Raw genomic sequence first — 18672 nt, 5'->3', positions numbered from 1 at the left:
CCACCAGGTGGCGCGCAAACGCTCACCCGTCAACACTGGGGATATGGCCAAGTACGAGGTGAACCCTGCGGCGGTCGAGTACGCGCGGAAGTTGATCGACGGGCGGCAGTACGTGCTGGACAGCGACTGGGGTCAGTCGCAGCCGGATGCCGAGGCGCAGAACGACTATCTGAACGGGCACGGTTGGGACGAGTACGGCGCCTGGCATCTCGGGCTGACCGACGGCGCCAACGACGAGACCAAGGCCCGGCACGCCTTTGTGTACGGCGACTTCCGCCGCGTGCACCGGACCGGTCTGATCGCCTGCGTCTACCGCGCAGCAGAATGGCGCCACAAGGACGTGGAGCTCGCAGCACACGAACTCCTGCAACTCCTGGACGCCAAGGCCGGCATCAAGTGAACGAACTGGCCCTCTACAGCTTGCGGAAGCGCACCAACGGATAGACCGGCGCGGCGGGACCACCGTGAGCCGGACCCTCGAAGGTTGTCGCGCCGTCGAGCACCAACCCGTGCTCGGCGCCCCGCGCGACCAGGTGGGACAGCGCGTCGCCGGAGCGAGTCTCCTTAGGCGACCGCCCAGCGGCGTACCGGCTCGCGTCGGACTTCTCCGTCGTGGTGATGAACACCCCGCCCGGCCGCAGCACCCGCGCCGCCTCGGCAATCACCCCTTCGGTGTCGTCCAGCAGATGCAGCAGCCAGATCGCCACCACCGCATCACACCGCCGATCCGCCACCGGCAACCGCGCCGCATCAGCCGCCGCCACATGCCCCGGCAACCGGTACCGAGCATGCTTCAACATCGCCGGCGACAGATCCACCCCGTGCACAAGATTGCCAAGAGCAACAAGCTCCGCCCCGACAAACCCAGTCCCTACAGCAAGTTCGAGTACGCGGGAAGTGTCCGCAGGCAACAGCTGGTGGACCGCCTGAGCCGCGGCCTTCGCTCGGCTCTCCCCTCCGCGGGTTTCGTCGTAGATCGCGGCTTCTGCTTCGTCGTACGCGAAGTGGGGGGCCTGCCACAGGGACGGCCATGGGATGCCTACGTCCGCCAGCATGCGGCGGAGCAACGGCAGCGAGAGGCCGACGACGTTGTGGTAGTCGCCCTCGATGCCCGTGACGAAAGGCCCGCCGATGCCGTCGACGGTGAAGGAACCGGCAACAACCAACGGCTCGCCGGTCGCGACGTACGCGTCGATCTCCGCGTCGGTGAGGTCGGCGAAGAAGACCTTGGTGGACGCCAGCTCGCGGAGTTCCTGCTTGCTGTTGGTGTCGAAGAGGCAGTGCCCGGTGTGCAGTACGCCGCTCCGCCCGCGCATCATCCGCAGGCGTTCGCGCGCGATCTCCGGCGTACCGGGCTTGCCGTAGGCAACACCGTCGATCTCCAGCACCGAGTCGCAGCCGAGCACCGTCGCGTGGTCGTCCAGCGTCGCGACAACAGCCCGTGCCTTCAAGCACGCAAGGAGCCGTGCCAGTTCCCCAGGGTTCTCGGCGGTGACGTTGTCCTCGTCGACGCCCGAGACGATGACCTCCGGCTCGACGCCCGCGTTGCGCAGCGTCTTCAACCGCGCCGGCGACTGCGAGGCCAGCACGAACCGCGGCCGCGGAGCTACCGAACTCTGCGTCACCTGATCCCCCGTGTTCGCGCTCACAGGCGGGCGAGGGCGCGACGCAGCGGGTCGAGCCCGATCGAGCCGAGGTCGAGGGCCTCCCGGTGGAAGCTGCGCAGGTCGAACGAGGCGCCGCGCCGCGCGCGGACCTCCTCGCGGGCCTGCAGCCAGATCCGCTCACCCACCTTGTACGACGGCGCCTGCCCCGGCCACCCGAGGTACCGGTTCAGCTCCGAGCGCAGGAACTCGGTCTCCATCCGCGAGTACGCCCGCAGGAACTCGAACCCGAGCTCCGCGTTCCACCGCTCCCCCGGCCGGAACCCGAGCGGGTTGTCCCGCGGGATCTCCAGCTCCAGGTGCATGCCGATGTCAACGATCACCCGCGCGGCCCGGAAGCCTTGCGCGTCGAGCATCCCGAGCCGGGCGCCCGGCTCCTCCAGGTACCCGAGCTCTTCCATCAGCCGCTCGGCGTACAGGGCCCAGCCCTCGCCGTGCCCGGAGACCCAGCAGCCGATCCGCTGCCAGCGGTTCAGCGTCTCGCCGCGCAGCATCGTCTGCGCGACCTGCAGGTGATGGCCCGGCACGCCCTCGTGGTAGACCGTGGTCACCTCACGCCACGTGGCGAAGTCCTCGATGCCGTTCGGCACCGCCCACCACATCCGGCCCGGGCGCGTGGTGAGGTCCTCACTCGGCCCCGTGTAGTAGATCGACCCGTCGGAGGTCGGCGCGATCATGCACTCGATCTTCTTGATCGCGTCCGGGATGTCGAAGTGCTCGCCGGCCAGCTCGTTGACGGCGGCGTCGGCGAGCTGCTGCATCCAGTCCCGGAACGCCTCCTTGCCGTGGATCTTGCGCGCCGGGTCGTTGTCGAGCAGCTCGGCGGCCGCGTTGATGCTGCGATCGCCGCCGTTCAGCGAGGCCGCGATGGTCTGCATCTCGGCGTCGATCCGCGCCAGCTCCTGCCAGCCCCAGGCGTAGGTCTCGTCGAGGTCGACGGCCGCACCGAGGAAGTTGCGCGAGGCAAGCTCGTAGATCTCCCGGCCGACCGCGTCCCGGGCCCGGCCCTGCGGCACCACCTCGGCGGTCACCCACTGCCCGAACTGGTCGTACGCCTTGCGCGCCGACGCGGCCGCGGCCTCGACCGACGCCTTCACCGGTCCTTCCGGCGCCCGTGCGGCCAGGCCGGCGAAGAAGTCGTCGCCCTCGGCGCCGGTCCAGCTGGCGATCCGGGTGGCCAGGTCGTTCAGCTGCCGTACGGCGGACACGCGGCCCTGGCCGGCCTGCTCGAGCACGGTGTCGCGGTATCCGTCGAGCGCCGTACCGACCTGGTTGAGCCGGATCGCGATCCGCTCCCAGTCCGACTCCGACGCGGTCGGCATCAGGTCGAACACCTGGCGGATCTCGGCCGGGATCGAGGTCAGCGCGTTCAGCTGCGCCTGCGGTACGCCGGCCTCGAGGTTCTCCACCTCGAGCCCGAGCCGTTCCACGAACGCGTCCTGGGCGACCTCCTCGCGCGGGCTACCCGGCGCGATCGCGCGCGCCTCGGCCAGGGCCCGGCGGTGCAGCTCGAGCAGGCCCTCGAACCCGTTCGGCGAGAAGTCCGGCAGTTCGTGGTCGTGGCCCTCGACTCCCATGAAGGTCGCCGCGGTCGGCATCAGCTCGAGGTACTGCTCGAGGAACCGCTCGGAAACCTGGTCGATCGGGCTGTTCGGTGTGGTCGCGTCCGTCACGCCACGACCCTACCTGCCCCCGCTCCGCCGATCCCGCCCATTTCCCCCGCCACCCCGCGCTCTCCCACCGACTCCGCGGTGACCTGTCGGTAGCCTCAGCACTTCCTCTTCCGACAGGACGTCCGATGCCTCAGTACCTCGACGGTGTTCGTCTGCTGCACCACCAGGAGCCGCAGTCCACCACCGATGCCACCCTCACCTTCGCCGTCGGCGCCCGCGACGAGACACTGCCCACGGTCGGCGTCGCGCACGCGCTGGAGCACCTGGTGATGAGCACGGTCCGCCGCCTGCCGATCCAGATCGACGCCACGGTCTCCACGACCGTCACCAGCTTCGTGGCGTCCGGTACGCCGGAACGCGTCGGCGAATTCTTGACCGGGGTCTGCGCGGCGCTTTCCGCTCCACCGGTCGAGCGGCTGGAGGTGGAGGCCGGCGTACTGGCTGCTGAGGACGGCTGGGTAACTCACCCGATGGCCGCGCTGCTCTACTACGTCCGGTACGGCGCCCGCGGCGCCGGACTCGACTGGCTCGACGGGCCTGGTCCGGACGGGATCACCGCCGAGCACGTGAACGCCTTCGCCCGCCAGTGGTTCACCGCCGACAACGCCGTCCTGCAGATCACCGGGCCGATCCCGGCCGACCTGAAGCTGCCCCTGCCCGCCAGTGCTGAGTGGGCCGACGCGCAGCCCGCTGGCGCTGAGTCGGTGAGCGCCGAGGCCGCCAGGCCGCAGGCCGGCACCCGGCCGCGGCACGGGCACTACCCCGCCCGGCGGTTCCCCGGCCCGTCGGTCGTCGGCTACGGCATCCCCGGTGCCGCCGTACTGCTCTCGCTACCCGACGGTGACGCGGCCCGGATCGCCTCGCTGGCGACCGACGTGCTGCAGCAGCGCATCGAGGAGAGCGCCCGGCACGCGGGCGGCCACAGCTACGTCGTCGACTACGACTCCGTGCAGCAGCCCGACGGCACGACCGACTGGGTCCTGTACGCCGAGGCGCGCGAGGGCACCGAGGAGGCGGTCTCGCTGGCTGTGGTCGAGGCGCTCACCGACCTGGCAGCGAACGGCCCGTCGGAGGAGGAGCTCCGGTTCGCGCTGGACCGGTTCGAGGAGCAACTCGCGACCAGCGACGCCGAGCTGAGCACCGAGTTCGCTGTGCTGCGCCGGGAGATGTTCGACGAGCCGGTGGGCGAGCCGCTCGACCCTGAGCAGGTGCGGGCTGTGCGACCGGACGACCTGGCCGCCGTACTGCGTGCTGCCCTGCCGACCGCGATCGGGTACGCCGCGGAGGATGCGGTCGAGCAGTGGACCAAGCACGGGTTCACCGAGGTGCCGCTCTGCCCGGTCGGCGGGGAACTGGCTGCTGGGGAGGAGTTCCGGCCGCCGCGGGTGGCGCGCCTGTTCATGCGGGAGGCGCGGGAGATGACGCTCGTCCTGGCGCCGGACGAGCTGGCGGTCCGGGACGAGGACGGCGTGCACCACCTGCCGTGGGACGACGTCGCTGGGGTGATGCGGGCCGGCGACGGTACGACGGTGGTGTTCGGGGCGGACGGGTGCGTGTTCCCGGTCTCCGGGGACCTCTACCGCGGCGGCAAGAAGGTGGTCGCCGAGCTGGAGCGCCGAATCGACCAGTCCCTGTGGTTCAAGGAGTCCCGCTTCAAGGGCGAGGAGGACTAGGCCTCCAGCCCGTCCGGCGCGGTCTGCTTCCAGGAGTCGAGCACGATGTCGTACAGCTCGTCGGTGCCCTCCAGCGCCGACAGCCGAGCCCGGACCCACGCCGAACCGGCCTCGTGCGGCGGCACCCAGAACTTCTCCGGCTCAGCCGCGATCAACTCGTCCCGCTCCAGCCGAGGACACCGCACCGCGAACGACGTCTGATCGTCCGGCACGGTCAGAAACATCCGCCCACCGACGTCGAACGTCGGATGGTTCCACCGCTGCTTCTCCACCGTCCCCGGCAACGACAAAGCAACCCGACGAACATCATCCGCACTCAGCACCCTGCAGTCCTCCCAAGCAGAACAGTCCCCTCGCACTGCGAGGGGACCATCCTGCCGTACGTCGGGGACACTCAGCGGGTCTTGCTCGGTCCCGGGATGAGCAGGGCAACGAAAGCACCGACAGCGACCACCGCGGCGCCGACCCAGACCGCCGGGACCAGGCCGTCAACGAACTGAGCGGGCGACTCGTACCCACCAGCCGAGGCGAACACCGACGCCAGCACCGCGACCCCCATCGCCACGCCGACCTCGCGGACCGTGTTGTTCGTCCCCGACGCAACGCCCCGGTCGTTCTCCGCCGCAGCCCCCATCACCACGCTCGCGGTCGGCGCGAAGGTCAGTCCCATCCCGACCCCGGCCAGCAAGAACGGTACGACGTACGAGCCGTACGTGACGTCGACCGTCGTCACCACAGCCATCCACCCGAGCGCCACGGCGAGCAGCGCCTGACCACTTGCGATCAGCACCCGCGCACCAACCCGATCCACGATCAGACCGGCGATCGGCGCGACCACCATCGGCGCCGCCGTCCACGGCAGCGTCCGCAGCCCCGAGTCCAGCGGCGAGTACCCCTGCACGACCTGGAAGAACTGCGCCAGCAGGAACACCGCCCCGAACACCCCCAGCGAGAACGTGAACGACGTCGCGTTCACCACGCTGATCGCCCGGATCCGGAACAGCCGCAGCGGCAGCATCGGCGCCGGCGACCGGCTTTCCCACACCAGGAACGCGATCAGCAGAGCAACGCCACCGACGAGCCCGCCGAGCACCGGTGCGGACGTCCACCCGTCGTCAGCTCCGTGCACAACACCCCAGACGACGCCCAGCAGACCGGCCGCCGACAGCACCAGCCCGACCACGTCGAACCGCCGGCTACCGCCGTACGACTCGGTCAGCACCCGCGCAACGAACGGCAGCGCGAGTACGCCGATCGGCACGTTCAGCCAGAAGATCCACTGCCAGTTGAGACCGTCGACTACCGCGCCGCCCACCACCGGCCCGACCGCGACGCCGAGCCCGGAGATCCCACCCCAGATCCCGATCGCGGCGCTCCGCTTGTCAGCCGGTACGGCGGCCGACAGCAACGTGAGCGACAACGGCATCACCGCGGCCGCACCGACGCCCTGGATCGCGCGGGCACCGATCAGCATCCACGGCTCGGTCGCGAGCGCGCAGGCCGCCGACGCGACCGTGAACAGAGCCAGTCCGGCCAGGAAGATCCGCCGGCGGCCGAGCCGGTCCCCGATCGCCGAGGCGGTCAGCAGGAGCGCGGCGAAGGACAGCGTGTAGGCGTTCACGAACCACTGCAGGTCGGTCAGCGAGGCGCCCAGGTCGTGCTTGATCACCGGCAGCGCCGTGGTGACCACCAGGTTGTCGAGCGTGACCATGAAGACGGGAATGCCCACCACGGCCAGCACGGTGCCGAGCGAGCGGGTCGCTCGGACCTCGGGCTCGAGGACGGTCGATGTCATAGCGCATCCTTAGTTGTTATCGACTGATAACAAGCACTGTATGCATTGACTGATAACATTGCAACCATGACCAGAACCAGGCTGACCGCGGCCGAGCGCGGCGAAGAGGTGCTGGAGGCAGCGATCATCGCGTTCGGCGAGTCCGGGTACGCCGGGACGAAGACCGACGAGATCGCCCGGCTCGCGGGCGTCTCGCAGCCGTACGTGATCCGGCTGTTCGGCACCAAGCAGCAGCTGTTCCTGGCGACGCTGGAGCGGGTCTGCGACCAGATCGAGCAGGCCTTCCGCGCGGCCGCCGAGAAGCAGGCCGACCTCGCGTCGCTCGGGGACGCGTTCAACCAGCTGCTCGAGAGGCGGGAGCTGCTGGTCGTGCTGCTGCACGGGTTCGCCGCGAGCGCCGAGCCGGCGATCGGCAAGGCGTCCCGCGAGCGCTTCGGCCAGATCTACCGGACCGTCCGCGACCTCACCGGCGCGACGCCCGAGGAGACCCGCGAGTTCATGGCGACCGGCATGCTGCTGACGGTGATGGCCGCCATGCAGGTCGTCGGCCCGAACCCGGTCGCCTGCAACTGGGCGACCGACCTGCTGGAGAACCTCTAGTCGTTCACCGACTGACCGGAGGCGAACCAGACCGCCGCCGTCGCGGCCGCCAGCGCGGCGACGGTGACGACCAGTGAGCCCGGCACGTCAGCACCGCGCACGACAGCTCCCCCGACCGCGACCAGCGGCGCGAGCAGCGCGGCAATACTTGCCGGAAGCAACCACCTGCGCAGGGACCGCGGCCCGACCTTCGCGTACGACGGCAACTGCGCCGCGTACGCCGACGCCAGGTGCAGCAGGAGCAACCCGAGCGCAGTGAGCACCGTTGACCAGCCCACGTCTCCCGGCGCCCTGAGCAACCACCCGGCCAGTACGACGACCAAAAACAGCAACCCGGCCGCCGAATCGGGCAGCACCAAGCAGGCCAGCAGCAAAGGGATCCCGGCGACCCACACCGCATCCATCTGATCCCACGGCTCCAGAGCAGGCACCGCCAGAGCGATCGCTCCGCCCAGCCCGATCAGCAGCCGAGCAATCAACGGCCCACGCCCGAAGGCGCGCAGCTCCCCCAACCACCGAGTCAACCGATCCGCGATGCTCATGAGCGCATCCTCGGTGCCGCAGCTACGCGGGCCGCATCCCGCAGTACCTCGTCCAGCGTGCCCGCACCCCGCCAGCGCACGGTAGGCACGCCCAGGTCACCCAGGCGGTCCAGCTCCCGACGCCTCTCCAGCAAACGAAGGCGCCACGCCAGCGGCCACGTCTGGGAGTCGTGCTGGTCCAGGTCGATCACGTCCGCCACGTCATCAGGCAACGTGTCCACAGCAATCACCGTGCACCCCGAGTGCACCAGCGTCACCACGTACCCGAGCACAGCCGGCCGCAGCAGCGGACTGAGCACCAGCACCAGGCTGTCGGACCGGATCCGGTGCCGCCGCGCCAGCGAGTGCTCGTCCTGCTGGCGCCCCTTCTGACCCGCATGCACCAACACATCGAGGATCCGCCGTAGGTGCGCCCGACCGCTCCCGGCCCGCACGCCACCAACCGCCGTACCGGTGTCCACCAAGCGCACCCGGTCGCCGTGCCGCAAGTAGTGCTCGGCAATCGAAGCAGCAGCCCGCACTGCCGTGTCCAGGCTGCTGGACCGCCCGTCGATCCCCTCACTGATCCCGACCTCACCGCTGGTGTCCAGGAGGATGACGACCTCGGTGTCGCGGTCCGACCAGGTCGACGTCACGTGCAGCTCACGCGTCCGGGCCGACACCGACCAGTTGATCCGCCGCAGCCGGTCACCGGTCCGGAACGGCCGGACACCCGACAGCTCGGTGCCCTCACCCGGCCGCCGCGACCGGTGCAGGCCGACCAGCCCAGCAGGACGCGGTACGGCGTCAACAGCCTCGAAGCCCTCCCGCAACGGCAGCGTGGAGACGCTGTGCGCCTCAGCATCCGGCAGCTGCACCCGGTACGACCCCAGGTCCGACGTGGCGATCACCTGCGGCCGCTCCAGCCGCCGCAGCCCCCACCGCTCGGACCGTACGCCGACCTCCACCGACACCGTCCCGTCAGCCGCCGACTCGGCCACTGCGGCCTGCGGCGGGTCGTACCGGAACCACTGCGTCCGCGGCACCGCGGCAACGACCAGGTCGATGTCCGGGTCGACAGTGCCCGGCACCAGCACCCGGTATGTCGTCGCCTGCCCCTCGAACAGCACGTCCGCGTCCAGCTCGGTCGCCACCTGCGGAACCGTCCGCGGCCGGAAGAACCGTCCCCAGACCGCGACGAAGGCCAGCGGCATCCCGAGCACGGCCAGGTCCGGCCGGCGGGCGACGACCGCGACCACCAGCAGTCCGGCGGCCACGCAGACCACCCGGACCTGCGCGTGGGTCGGCCGCCAGGTCACTGCCGGGCGCCCACGACGGTCGGCGGCGCCGGCACCTGCGCGAGCACAGCCCGTACGACGCTCGCACCGGTCACGTCGTGCAGCCACAGCTCCGGCCGCACAGTGATCCGGTGGGCGAGCGCAGCCACGGCCACAGCCTTCACGTCCTCCGGTACGACGTAGTCGCGGCCCTGAATCACGGCGTACGACCTGGCGGTCAGCAGCAGCGCCAGCGAGCCACGCGGCGACGCACCGACGAGCACCTGCGAGTCCCGCCGGGTAGCGGCGGCCAGCTCCACGCAGTACCGGCCGACGGTGTCGTCGACGGTCACCGTCTCGACAGCACGCTGTGCGGCGAGCAGACCGGCCGCGTCGGTGACCGGCTCGACGTGCTGGTCCTCCTGACGGCGTGCCATCCGGCGCTGGAGTACCTGCCACTCCTCGTCGGCGCTGGGGTAGCCGAAGCCGATCCGCAGCATGAACCTGTCGAGCTGGGCCTCCGGCAGCGGGTAGGTGCCCTCGTACTCGACCGGGTTCGCCGTGGCCAGCACGTGGAACGGCACCGGCAGGGGGAAGGTCTCGCCCTCGACGGTGACCTGGTGCTCCTGCATCGACTCCAGCAGCGCGGCCTGGGTCTTCGGAGGCGTCCGGTTGATCTCGTCGGCGAGCAGCAGGCCGGTGAAGATCGGTCCGGGCCGGAAGACGAACTCGCCGTTCTTCTGGTCGTACACGAACGCGCCGGTGACGTCGGAGGGCAGCAGGTCCGGCGTGAACTGGACCCGCCGGAACTCCAGCCCGAGCGCCTGCGCGAACGACCGCGCGGCCAGCGTCTTCGCGAGGCCCGGGTAGTCCTCCAGCAGCACGTGGCCACCGGCCAGGATCCCGGCCAGCACCAGCTCCAGTGCCTCGCCCTTGCCGACCACGGCCTCACCGACCCGCTCCAGCACCCGCCGGCTCAGCTCCGACACGTCGTCGGGCGTCAGCCCAGCTCCGGGGCCTGCACCTGGGGCTTCTACGGAGTCAGTCACGGTTCCTCACAGCTTCTCGATGGTCTGGACAGCGTGCTCGAGCTCGGCGAACGACGCCGTCGCCGCCTCGGTCCCGGTGATCAGGTTCCACACCTGGTCGCCGACCAGCGCGCGGGCGCGGTCCGGCTCCAGCTGCGGGTCGATGCCGTGCCGGTTCACCAGCCGGTCGGTGGTCAGCTCCAGCAGCATCGGCCGGATCCGCCGGGTGAAGGTCATCGACCCCTCACCGGCCCGCCGCTGCCGCGAGGACTCCAGCACCCAGGTGGCCAGGAACTGCGTCCGGTTGTCGTTGCTCCGGCTCCGCAGCTCGGCCCACTTCTCGTCGAACCGCGACGGCCACGTGGTCTCGATGATCTGCGGGAACACCAGCCGCACCGCCACCGACACGAACCCGATCGCCAGCGCGAGTCCGACGAACCACATCGGCCTCGGCGACGTACCGGCGATCCCGAAGGCCGCGATCAGCAGCAGCGCAGCAACGACACAGATCGACAGGTGCCGCAGCAGGACCCTGTTCAGCGCGCGGGCTCGATCAGCCGGGCGGCGCCGGGCGGGCGGTGGGCTGGTGGGAGTCGTCTCCTCGGTGGGCCACGTGCTCATCGGGCCGCCACCGCAGCAGCGAGCTCGACCCGCAGACTGAGCAGCGCCGCCCGCGCCTGCGTACGGGCCTCTTCGGTGGAGCCGTGCGTGGAGTAGCGCGCCTCCCGGTACAGCTGGCCGAGCCGAAGCAGCTCCGGCTCGGAGATCCCGCCCACACCGAGCACCCGCACGGTGAACTCGGCCGGCGTCTCCGACGGCTCCCTTGCGACACCAGCTGACGCAGCGGCCTCCTCCAGCGCGACCCAGCACGCGATCACCGCGTCGGTCGCCGTACCGGAGTCCATCGCCGACAGACCGGACTCCACAGCCTCAGCGAGCCGGTCCACCTTCACTCGCTCCCAGTCCGTGTCGCTGTCCTCGGCCTGCGGCAGCTCCACCTTCCGCAAGATCCGGTAGACCAGCCGCAGCAGGAACAGCACGAGCAGCACCCCAGCGGCGTACACCAAGGCCATCCACAACGCCTTGAGCCAGTCGGGGAACTCGACCGGCTTCACTTCCTTGGGCGACGGCGTCGGGCCGGCCGTCTGCTCCGGCACCGACTGGGTCACGCTGAACGTCGGCGGAGTCCGCGGGGCGGCCGTCCGCGTGCTCTCGCTCAGCGGCTGCACACTGCCGCCGGCCGACGCGAACACCACCAACACAACGGCCGCAACCCCCAGGACGAGGGCAGCAGCCACTGCCAGCACACTGCGTCGCGTCGGCTGCATCCGGGAAGAGTAGCTCCGAATCAGAAGCCTGTGTCGAGCCAGGGTAGGCGTTTTCCGAGGAATGCCCTGGAGGTTGCAGCAAGTGCCCCCGCGGTCCGCTCCTCGACCAGTCCAGCCGCTCCCAGCAGCTCCAGCGACGGCCTACCGAGGTACACCGCGCCCAGCTCCCGTACGTCGACCAGTACGTCGGCCGGCCGGTCCGTCTGCTCACAGGTCGCACCAGCTGGCCCACCGACCAGGTGCCATTGCCCGGCGTTCCACGGCAGGAACTCGTCGGTGACACCGAGCACCACGTCGATCTCCTCGGCGTACGTGCGTCCAGCGAGTGCCTTGCCGACTTCGGCGAGCCGCACCCACAGGCCGTCGGCCGTGATCGGCTTCGGCGCGCGCGGGTCGACCAGCAGCGCCAGCAGCGGGTCGTCGGACGGCAGCTGCTTGTACGTCGTCTCGCTCAGCAGGTCCTGGTTCAGCAGGAACTGCCAGAGCGCCGCGTGCGAGGCCAGGTCGCGCGCATGCACCCGGGAGACGTCGACGAAGCCCTTCGTCGTACGGCGGGTGCGGAAGTACGCGTACCCGGTCACCTCGCCGTCGACCGAGGCCAGCACGCAGCGCAGCGGTGAGGCGCCGCTCGTGTCGGTCACGACGTTCTCGCCGCCGGCGTAGTCCTCCCACCGCTCGTCGTGCTGGAACATCCCAGGCCGGGCGAGCGCCTCGTCGTTGTGGAGCTTCGTCGTCAGCGGCCGGGCCTCCACCGGGTCGGCGTACCGGATCCTGACGTCCTCGACCCCCGCGACCGGGCGCAGCGCGCGGGACGCCTTCGGCACGGTGATGCTCTGGTGGTCCGACCCCAGGCCGTAGCCGAAGCGGCCGTAGATCACCGGCTCGCTGGCAGTCAGTACGGCGACCGGCTCGACCCCGGTCGCGTGCAGCTCGGTCAGCTGGGCCAGCATCAGCTCCCGCAGGATCCCGCGGCGGGTGTGCGTCGGACTGACGCACACCATGCTCACCCCCGCCACCGGCAACTGCCCGCCCGGCACCGTCATCGTCATCCCGAACGAGGTGGTGTGCCCGGTGAGCTCCTTGTCCTCCCGCGCCACGATGCTCCGCGCCGACTCCCACATCTTCCGCTCAGCTGCCAGCTGCGCGTCGCTCCAAGGCTCAGCAAAGCCGAGGTTCAACAGCCGAACCAGCTCGTCCCACTCACCGTCGTACCGCCCGATCACGTTCGTCATGGCCCCTGCCTACCAGAACCACCCGGCCACCGCCCCCGACTTTCAGAAGCGATGGCCGGCAGGCCGGAGCATGTCCCCACGACACCCCAACCCAGCTGATGGTCAGAGGGCCGGTTCCGGGTTGCCCGGCGGCGCAGCCGCCAGGGCCCGGGGCGACCGGCCCTCCCACCCCCACCCCTTGGGGTTGGGTTGGTCAGAGGGTGATGGACCAGTTGGTCAGCGTGCCTGTGTCACCCGGGCCGTTGTCGCCGATGCGGAGGGTCCAGGTGCCGGGGGCGTTCTCCGTCGTGGGGACCGAGTAGGTCTTGCTGGCGGGCAGCGGGTGGCAGGTGCTGCCGCCGTAGCGCTGCAGGTAGTACCAGCGGCCGCTCGGCGAGACCAGGCTGATGTTGAGGTCCTCCAGGCAGGTGTGGCTGCCCTCGACCGTCACCTTGACCGGACTGGTCGCCCGGCCGGTCGCCGTCGAGCTGACCGCGCTGACGACGGTCTGGTAGTCGCGGATCGGGTAGTCGGTGCCGTTGCTGAACGTCCGGCCCCCACTGCTCCCCGGCTGCGTCCGCGCCGACGCGGCAGCGCTCTGCGGCGACTTGTTGCCCGCAGCGTCCTTCGCCTGCACGGTGAACGAGTACGCCGTGTCTGCGCTCAGTCCGCTGACAGTCGCCGAGGTGCCGGCGACAGAGGTGGCCAGTGTGCTGCCGTTGTAGACGTCGTACCCCGTGACCCCGACGTTGTCGCTGGCAGCGTTCCAGGCGAGTGAGACCGAGTTGCTCGTCGTACCGGTCGAGCGCACGTTGCCCGGTGCGGTCGGCGCCTGCGTGTCGTCCGGGTCGCCCGGTCCGCCGTCGCCGATGAGCAGCGTGAGGTTCCACTTGGCCAGCGCCTCGTTGACCGGCTGGAAGATCGAGTTGTCGTCGTTCGACACACAGCTCGAGTTACCACCGGAGTGCAGCCCGACCGCCTTGTCCGCACGCAGCCAGGCCCCGCCGGAGTCACCACCCTGCGAGCACGCGTCCGTGGTGGTCAGCCCGTCGATCACCACGCTGCCGTAGTCGATCGACTGGTTCACCGCGCGCACCTTGCCGCACTCGAACTTCGGCGCAGTGTTCCCCGAGTGGCACACCGTGTCTCCCACGATCGCCTCGGCCGAACCCGTGACGGTGATCGCAGGCTGCCCCCACGTGTTCACCTCCGGCGAGATGTTCCACCCGGCCTCGGTCACCGCGACGACGCCCATGTCACCTTCGCGAGCGTTGATGCTGCGACTACCACCGACGTTCGACGTCCCGAGCCGGTTCTGCTGGCTGCTCGCGCCGTACGCTGCCTGGTTCGCATCGTTCGTGCAGTGCCCGGCGGTCAGGAAGTGCTTGTTGCCCTGAGCATCGGTCGCCGGGAACCCGACCGAGCAGTTGCTCTCGCTGCCCGGCCACCACGGGTCACCCGGGTGGACGTCGCCGGCCTGCTGCCGGAAGTCGCTCTTGGTCTGAACGACCTGTACGCCGTCGCCGAGCCCGTTCAGCGCGCCGTACGCGCCACGCACCTTGACGACCACCTTGTTGGACACCGGATCGATGCCCCAGCTCTGCAGTCCCGCAGGCCGGTCGGCCCGCACGACCTTGTCCACCTTCGCCAGCAGCTCGTCCAGCTGCCGCTGGCTACGCGCCACCAGCTTCGGCGTACCGCCCGCCTGCCGAACCCGGTCAGCCGCGGCCGCGCCGGTCACCGCGACGTGCAGCTTCCCGTCGTCCGCGATCCACCGCCCGGCCAGATCAGATGCCTTGGGCAACCGCTCGGACACCTGCTGCGGGCTGACCTGCTGCGGACCCACCGGGGAAGGCTGAGCCGCCGTCGCCGGCCCACCGATCGCCACCAGGCCGGCCATCAGGCCCACCACCGCCGATCCACCGATCATCATCGTTCTGCGCCGTTTCATGCGTTTGCTCCTTGTTCATCCGGGAGGGGTGGCCCGACCCTAGGAGCGAACAACGGCGACGGAAATCGCCCAGATCCCTTTCACACTTAACAAAACGCCTCAACACTTCACAGCTGAGCCGGTCAGAACGTCCAGCGGAAGCCGTACCGGCCGGGGCCGAAGTTGAGGGCCACGCCATGGACGGCGGAGCTGGGGTCGACCGCACGAGCCTGCTCGGCGTCGTCGTCGAGCTGCGAGTACTGCTCGCACCAGGCCGGCGGCTGCTCGAAGGAGATCTCGAGAACGTACTCACGCACCGGCAGCCGGAACTTGCGTTCGTAGTTGTCGGCCGGCGGGTACGGCGGGGAGTTCACCAGCTCGTGCTCGGTGATCACCGTTTCGCCCTTGCGGAGGGGGCGATCGAACAGCAGCTCCGCGACCAGCAGCCCGTCGGCCGGACGCGAGACGACCCGTCCGAGGTGGCAGTGCCTGAGCGGGCGGATCGCCGGCAGCGGCCGGTCGTGCTCGTCGAGGTGCATGATCACGACCCAGCGGTCCGGGCCGTCCGCCTCGGCGCGCAGTACTTGGCGCGAGTGGTAGGCCAGCTCGCCGCCCTCCGCCCCGACGTACACGCGATCGTGCTGGCTGATCCGCGTCAGCCGCTCGTCCCAGCGGATGTCGACCTCGCTGACCGCGTCCTCGACCGGGTCGGGCTCGGCCCAGAAGGCGGCCACTTCCGACGACGGCACCGTGCTCAGCCAGCGACCACGCCGGCGCGGTGGACCGAGTGAGGACGACAGCGTGCCGGCCGGGACCTCCAGTACGGACTCCAGCAGCGCGACAGCGACCAGCGAGTCCCGTCGCTCGGGCCGCGATCGGCCGGATTGCCAGTAGCTGAGCGTCGCGAGGCTGACCGTCACGCCCTGCGCCCGCAGCCGGTCGCGGATCCGCTCCAACCCGAGCCCGCGCGCTCGGATCGCGGCCCGCAGCACGCCTGCGAACTCGTCCGCCGCCGCCTCCGACCGATCCGGCACGGTGCCTCCTCAGGTCGACCATCGCGCCCTACGAGGGCATTGCCCGGCGGACGCACGCCCCGCCCGGGCCCGGCGCGGCCTGCTCACTCCGGCGACCATGCCTCTCCCCTGGAGGCTAGCCCGCAGCCAGCGGCGCGGGGAAGCCTCGGCCTGCTGCGGGCTTGAGCGTGACCGGCTTAACACTTAACAGCTCGGCGACCGCGATTCCGCGCCGTACCGCGGAAATTTCCCGCCCTTCCGGGAAAGTCTGGCGCGTCAGCCTCTAGACTGATGAAAACCGTTTTCATATACTCAGGTCATGGCCGCCCACCGGAAGACCCCGCTGTCCTTGCTCGTAGGGCTCTCGACGACCCTCCGCGGGCCCGTCCTGGACGCCGTCGTCGACGCGACCACCGTGGCGATCGTGGTGGACCAGGACGAGCTGCGCAGCCGCGGCGTCCTGACCTGGCAGGTCGTCGACGCCGGCGGCCGGATCGACGCCGGTGAGTTCACCGTCGACGACGACTGCGGTGCCTGCCAGCTGATCGAGTCGCTGCTCCCGCTGCTGGAGACGCTCGTCGCGCGCGGCCACTGGCAACACATCGTGCTCGCGACCCCGCCCGCGATGGAGGCCCGGCCGCTCGCCAGCGCGCTCGTCGCGACGATGCCGGAGATCGAGGTCGACACCGTCACCTGCGTCGTCGACGCCGTACTGCTGGTCGAGCAGCTCTCCGGCGACGAACTCCTCGACGAACGCGGCCTCGCCCTCGGCCCACCCGACCGGCGCAACGTCGCCGAGCTGACCGCACGGCAGATCGAGTACGCCGACGTCTGCGTCCTCGTCAACGCCCACCGCAGCCAGGCTCCCGAGCGTCTGCAGAACCTCCTGCTCCACCTCAACCCGCGGACGACGGTCGTCGCCGCCGACCCTGCCGGCGTACCGGCCGCTCCGGTCGCCCGCACGGGCCTCTTCGACTTCACCGCCGCCGAGGCGTGGGCCGGCGACTTCGCCGACGGCGACCGCCTCCAACCCAGCGGCGACGGCGTCACGACGGTGTTGTGGCGCTCGACCCGCCCACTCCACCCGGCCCGCCTCAACGACGCCCTGGAGGACATCGTCAACGGCGTGGTCCGCAGCCGAGGCGTCGTCTGGCTGGCCAACCGCCCCACCCAACGAGTCCGCTGGGAATCCGCCGGCTACAGCGCCTCCCTGGGCACCCTCGGCGAATGGTCCGACACCAACCACCTCGCCGAGTGCACCGTGGTCGCCACCGGCGTAGGCCTCGACCCCGCCCGCCTCCAATCCGTCCTCGATGCCTGCCTCCTCACCGAGTCCGAACTGGCCACCCTCGACTGGCAGTCCCTCGAAGACCCCTTCGCCGGGGTCCTCTAGCCCTTCACGACCGCCAGGTGCTCCGCGGCGACGCCGTGGAGGTGGTCGATGTCCGACGAGACCGTCGCGTACGTGTACCCCTCGGTGAGCCGCGCCTTCGCCGTCGCGCCGTCGCGGTTGTGGATGCCGGCGGCAACACCCGCGGCCGCGGCGACCTCGGCGATGTGCTTGATCGCGGCCTCGAACTCGTCGGCCACGTCCGGATCACCCGGGAACTTCCCGCCGATCGCCAGGCACAGGTCCGACGGCCCGACGTAGATCCCGTCCAGGCCCGGCGTCGCGCAGATCTCCTCGACGTTCTCCAGGCCGGACGCGGTCTCGATCATCGCCAGTACGACGGTCGCCGCGTCCGACTCGGCCGGCACCGGCCCGATCCGCAGCCCCGCGCGGGTCGGTCCGTACGACCGGATCCCGCTCGGCGGGTACTTGGCCGCCCGTACGGCGTACGCCGCGTCCTCACCGCTGTCCACCAGCGGCACGATCACCCCGGTCGCCCCCGCGTCGAGCGCCCGCCCGATCGGCGTCGCGTTGTTCGCCTCCACACGCACCAGCCCAACCGACGCCCCACCGGCCGCGTCGATCGCCATCAGCCCGTCGAGAATCCCACGCGTGCTCAGCAGCCCGTGCTGGGCGTCCAGCACCACGTAGTCGTACCCGACCCGGGCGATCCGTTCCGTCGACGGCGGCGCGTCGAGCACCACCCAGTAGCCGACCAGTTGTTCCCGGGCACGAAGACGAGCAGCAAAGTTGGTCACCCGGCTGTTCTACCCGATCAACCCGAACAAACCCGCACACCGCCCGACCGCTTCCGGACACCGCGCCGTACGAGCTACCCGATCAGCGGCAACCGCTCCGCATGCGCCCCGAGCATCTCCCGATCCGCGGAGTCGAGCGGCAGCCGGCCGGTTGCCTTCAGCACGTACGTCGTGGTGTCCCACCCGATCACGTCCCAGGCCTCCGGCCCGAACAGCCCGTCGAGCGTCCGCGCGGTCACCTGCAGCGCCTCCGGATCCGGCTCCGGCGCGTCCGGCAGCTCGACGATCAGGTCCAGGTGATGCACCGTCGCCTCGAGGATCAGCGTCGCCACGAAGTCCTTCGCCGCCATCACATGCCCCTGCGTCTGGACCCGCTTGCCCTTCTCCACCAGCCCGAACGCCGCCGCCCGCACCGCCGCCTCCGACAGCTCCCGCCAGTGCCCGACCAGCCCGACCGAGGGCCGTTCGTACGCCGAGGCAACCACCTGCACGAACGACGTGTCGTCACCGTCCCCCGGCGGAAAGTCCTTCCAGTACGACACGAAGTCGCGGTCCGGCTCGTCCACCGACGGCGTCGCGAACGTCGCGAGCGCCCGCTCCGCGTCGTACAGCAGATGCACCAGCAGCGGCCCGACCGCCATCCCCGGGCACCGCGTCGCCCGCGCGAAATCCGCGTCGGACAGCCCTTGGACGACCTCGGTCACCCGCCCGTAGGCCCGGCCCAGCGTCGTAGCAGGCCACAACGGCAACGCCCCACGCTCAGGAGCCTTCATACCCCCGAGCGTAAAACCGCTGGCCGCCCAAACCAACC

Annotated in this window: 18 protein-coding genes; 4 read left to right on the top strand and 14 right to left on the bottom strand. The window is 70.5% G+C overall.

Features of this window, described 5'->3' with window-relative positions; genetic code table 11:
* The first annotated feature begins 43 nt into the window (after positions 1 to 43).
* Entirely contained in the window at positions 44 to 400 is a 357-nt protein-coding gene (locus tag ACYVIO_RS14185) for a hypothetical protein (RefSeq protein WP_460651200.1), read from the top strand.
* Between the two features lie 13 nt (positions 401 to 413).
* On the opposite strand, the gene ACYVIO_RS14180 is transcribed toward ACYVIO_RS14185, so the two are convergent.
* Positions 414 to 1625 (bottom strand): Maf family nucleotide pyrophosphatase, encoded by a 1212-nt coding sequence (locus ACYVIO_RS14180; RefSeq protein ID WP_460651199.1) that lies wholly within the window; start codon positions 1623 to 1625, stop codon positions 414 to 416.
* Between the two features lie 20 nt (positions 1626 to 1645).
* Positions 1646 to 3337: a DUF885 domain-containing protein gene (locus tag ACYVIO_RS14175; RefSeq protein ID WP_460651198.1), complete on the bottom strand. Its 1692-nt coding sequence runs from the start codon at positions 3335 to 3337 to the stop codon at positions 1646 to 1648.
* A 125-nt stretch (positions 3338 to 3462) separates the two neighbouring features.
* Here ACYVIO_RS14175 and ACYVIO_RS14170 point away from each other — a divergent pair, with 125 nt between their 5' ends.
* Positions 3463 to 5010, top strand: a complete 1548-nt coding sequence (locus ACYVIO_RS14170) for a peptidase M16 family protein (RefSeq protein ID WP_460651197.1) — start codon at positions 3463 to 3465, stop codon at positions 5008 to 5010.
* On the opposite strand, the gene ACYVIO_RS14165 is transcribed toward ACYVIO_RS14170, so the two are convergent.
* Together ACYVIO_RS14165 and ACYVIO_RS14160 are read right to left on the bottom strand one after the other, a co-directional pair.
* Entirely contained in the window at positions 5007 to 5333 is a 327-nt protein-coding gene (locus ACYVIO_RS14165; protein ID WP_460651196.1) for an MmcQ/YjbR family DNA-binding protein, read from the bottom strand. The genes ACYVIO_RS14170 and ACYVIO_RS14165 overlap by 4 nt on opposite strands.
* 71 nt (positions 5334 to 5404) lie before the next feature.
* On the bottom strand, positions 5405 to 6805 hold the full coding sequence (locus ACYVIO_RS14160) for an MFS transporter (protein ID WP_460651195.1): 1401 nt from the start codon (positions 6803 to 6805) through the stop codon (positions 5405 to 5407).
* 66 nt (positions 6806 to 6871) lie between these two features.
* Between ACYVIO_RS14160 and ACYVIO_RS14155 the strand changes: the two genes are divergently transcribed.
* Entirely contained in the window at positions 6872 to 7405 is a 534-nt protein-coding gene (locus tag ACYVIO_RS14155; RefSeq protein ID WP_460651194.1) for a TetR/AcrR family transcriptional regulator, read from the top strand.
* Here the strand turns inward: ACYVIO_RS14155 and ACYVIO_RS14150 are convergent.
* The 8 genes from ACYVIO_RS14150 to ACYVIO_RS14115 form a co-directional block, all read right to left on the bottom strand.
* Entirely contained in the window at positions 7402 to 7947 is a 546-nt protein-coding gene (locus tag ACYVIO_RS14150; protein WP_460651193.1) for a hypothetical protein, read from the bottom strand. The two genes, ACYVIO_RS14155 and ACYVIO_RS14150, sit on opposite strands and share 4 nt — an antisense overlap.
* Positions 7944 to 9245 carry a DUF58 domain-containing protein gene (locus ACYVIO_RS14145; RefSeq protein ID WP_460651192.1) on the bottom strand — a complete coding sequence of 434 codons (1302 nt, stop codon included), beginning with the start codon at positions 9243 to 9245 and terminating at the stop codon, positions 7944 to 7946. The genes ACYVIO_RS14150 and ACYVIO_RS14145 overlap by 4 nt, the downstream gene beginning before the upstream one ends.
* Positions 9242 to 10252: an AAA family ATPase gene (locus tag ACYVIO_RS14140; RefSeq protein ID WP_460651191.1), complete on the bottom strand. Its 1011-nt coding sequence runs from the start codon at positions 10250 to 10252 to the stop codon at positions 9242 to 9244. The genes ACYVIO_RS14145 and ACYVIO_RS14140 overlap by 4 nt, the downstream gene beginning before the upstream one ends.
* Before the next feature lie 6 nt (positions 10253 to 10258).
* Positions 10259 to 10852 carry a hypothetical protein gene (locus tag ACYVIO_RS14135; RefSeq protein WP_460651190.1) on the bottom strand — a complete coding sequence of 198 codons (594 nt, stop codon included), beginning with the start codon at positions 10850 to 10852 and terminating at the stop codon, positions 10259 to 10261.
* A complete protein-coding gene (locus ACYVIO_RS14130; RefSeq protein WP_460651189.1) occupies positions 10849 to 11559 on the bottom strand; it encodes a DUF4129 domain-containing protein in 711 nt (236 codons plus the stop codon). The genes ACYVIO_RS14135 and ACYVIO_RS14130 overlap by 4 nt, the downstream gene beginning before the upstream one ends.
* A gap of 20 nt (positions 11560 to 11579) precedes the next feature.
* Positions 11580 to 12791 carry a GNAT family N-acetyltransferase gene (locus tag ACYVIO_RS14125; RefSeq protein WP_460651188.1) on the bottom strand — a complete coding sequence of 404 codons (1212 nt, stop codon included), beginning with the start codon at positions 12789 to 12791 and terminating at the stop codon, positions 11580 to 11582.
* 193 nt (positions 12792 to 12984) lie between these two features.
* Positions 12985 to 14721: a proprotein convertase P-domain-containing protein gene (locus ACYVIO_RS14120; RefSeq protein ID WP_460651187.1), complete on the bottom strand. Its 1737-nt coding sequence runs from the start codon at positions 14719 to 14721 to the stop codon at positions 12985 to 12987.
* A 122-nt stretch (positions 14722 to 14843) separates the two neighbouring features.
* Positions 14844 to 15734, bottom strand: a complete 891-nt coding sequence (locus tag ACYVIO_RS14115; protein ID WP_460651186.1) for an XRE family transcriptional regulator — start codon at positions 15732 to 15734, stop codon at positions 14844 to 14846.
* Positions 15735 to 16032: 298 nt separating this feature from the next.
* On the opposite strand from ACYVIO_RS14115, the gene ACYVIO_RS14110 reads away from it, so the two are divergent.
* Positions 16033 to 17106 carry a CobW family GTP-binding protein gene (locus ACYVIO_RS14110; protein ID WP_460651185.1) on the top strand — a complete coding sequence of 358 codons (1074 nt, stop codon included), beginning with the start codon at positions 16033 to 16035 and terminating at the stop codon, positions 17104 to 17106.
* On the opposite strand, the gene ACYVIO_RS14105 is transcribed toward ACYVIO_RS14110, so the two are convergent.
* The gene (locus tag ACYVIO_RS14105) at positions 17103 to 17861 is read right to left on the bottom strand and encodes an HpcH/HpaI aldolase family protein (RefSeq protein WP_460651184.1); all 759 of its coding nucleotides are present in this window, start codon (positions 17859 to 17861) and stop codon (positions 17103 to 17105) included. The genes ACYVIO_RS14110 and ACYVIO_RS14105 overlap by 4 nt on opposite strands.
* Before the next feature lie 74 nt (positions 17862 to 17935).
* Positions 17936 to 18634, bottom strand: coding sequence for a maleylpyruvate isomerase N-terminal domain-containing protein (locus ACYVIO_RS14100; protein WP_460651183.1), 699 nt, complete (start codon positions 18632 to 18634; stop codon positions 17936 to 17938).
* Between the last annotated feature and the right edge of the window lie 38 nt (positions 18635 to 18672).

Source organism: Kribbella endophytica (genome assembly GCF_054781295.1).
Note: the sequence above shows the minus strand (reverse complement) of the source record. Positions and strands in the feature narration are given on the sequence as shown.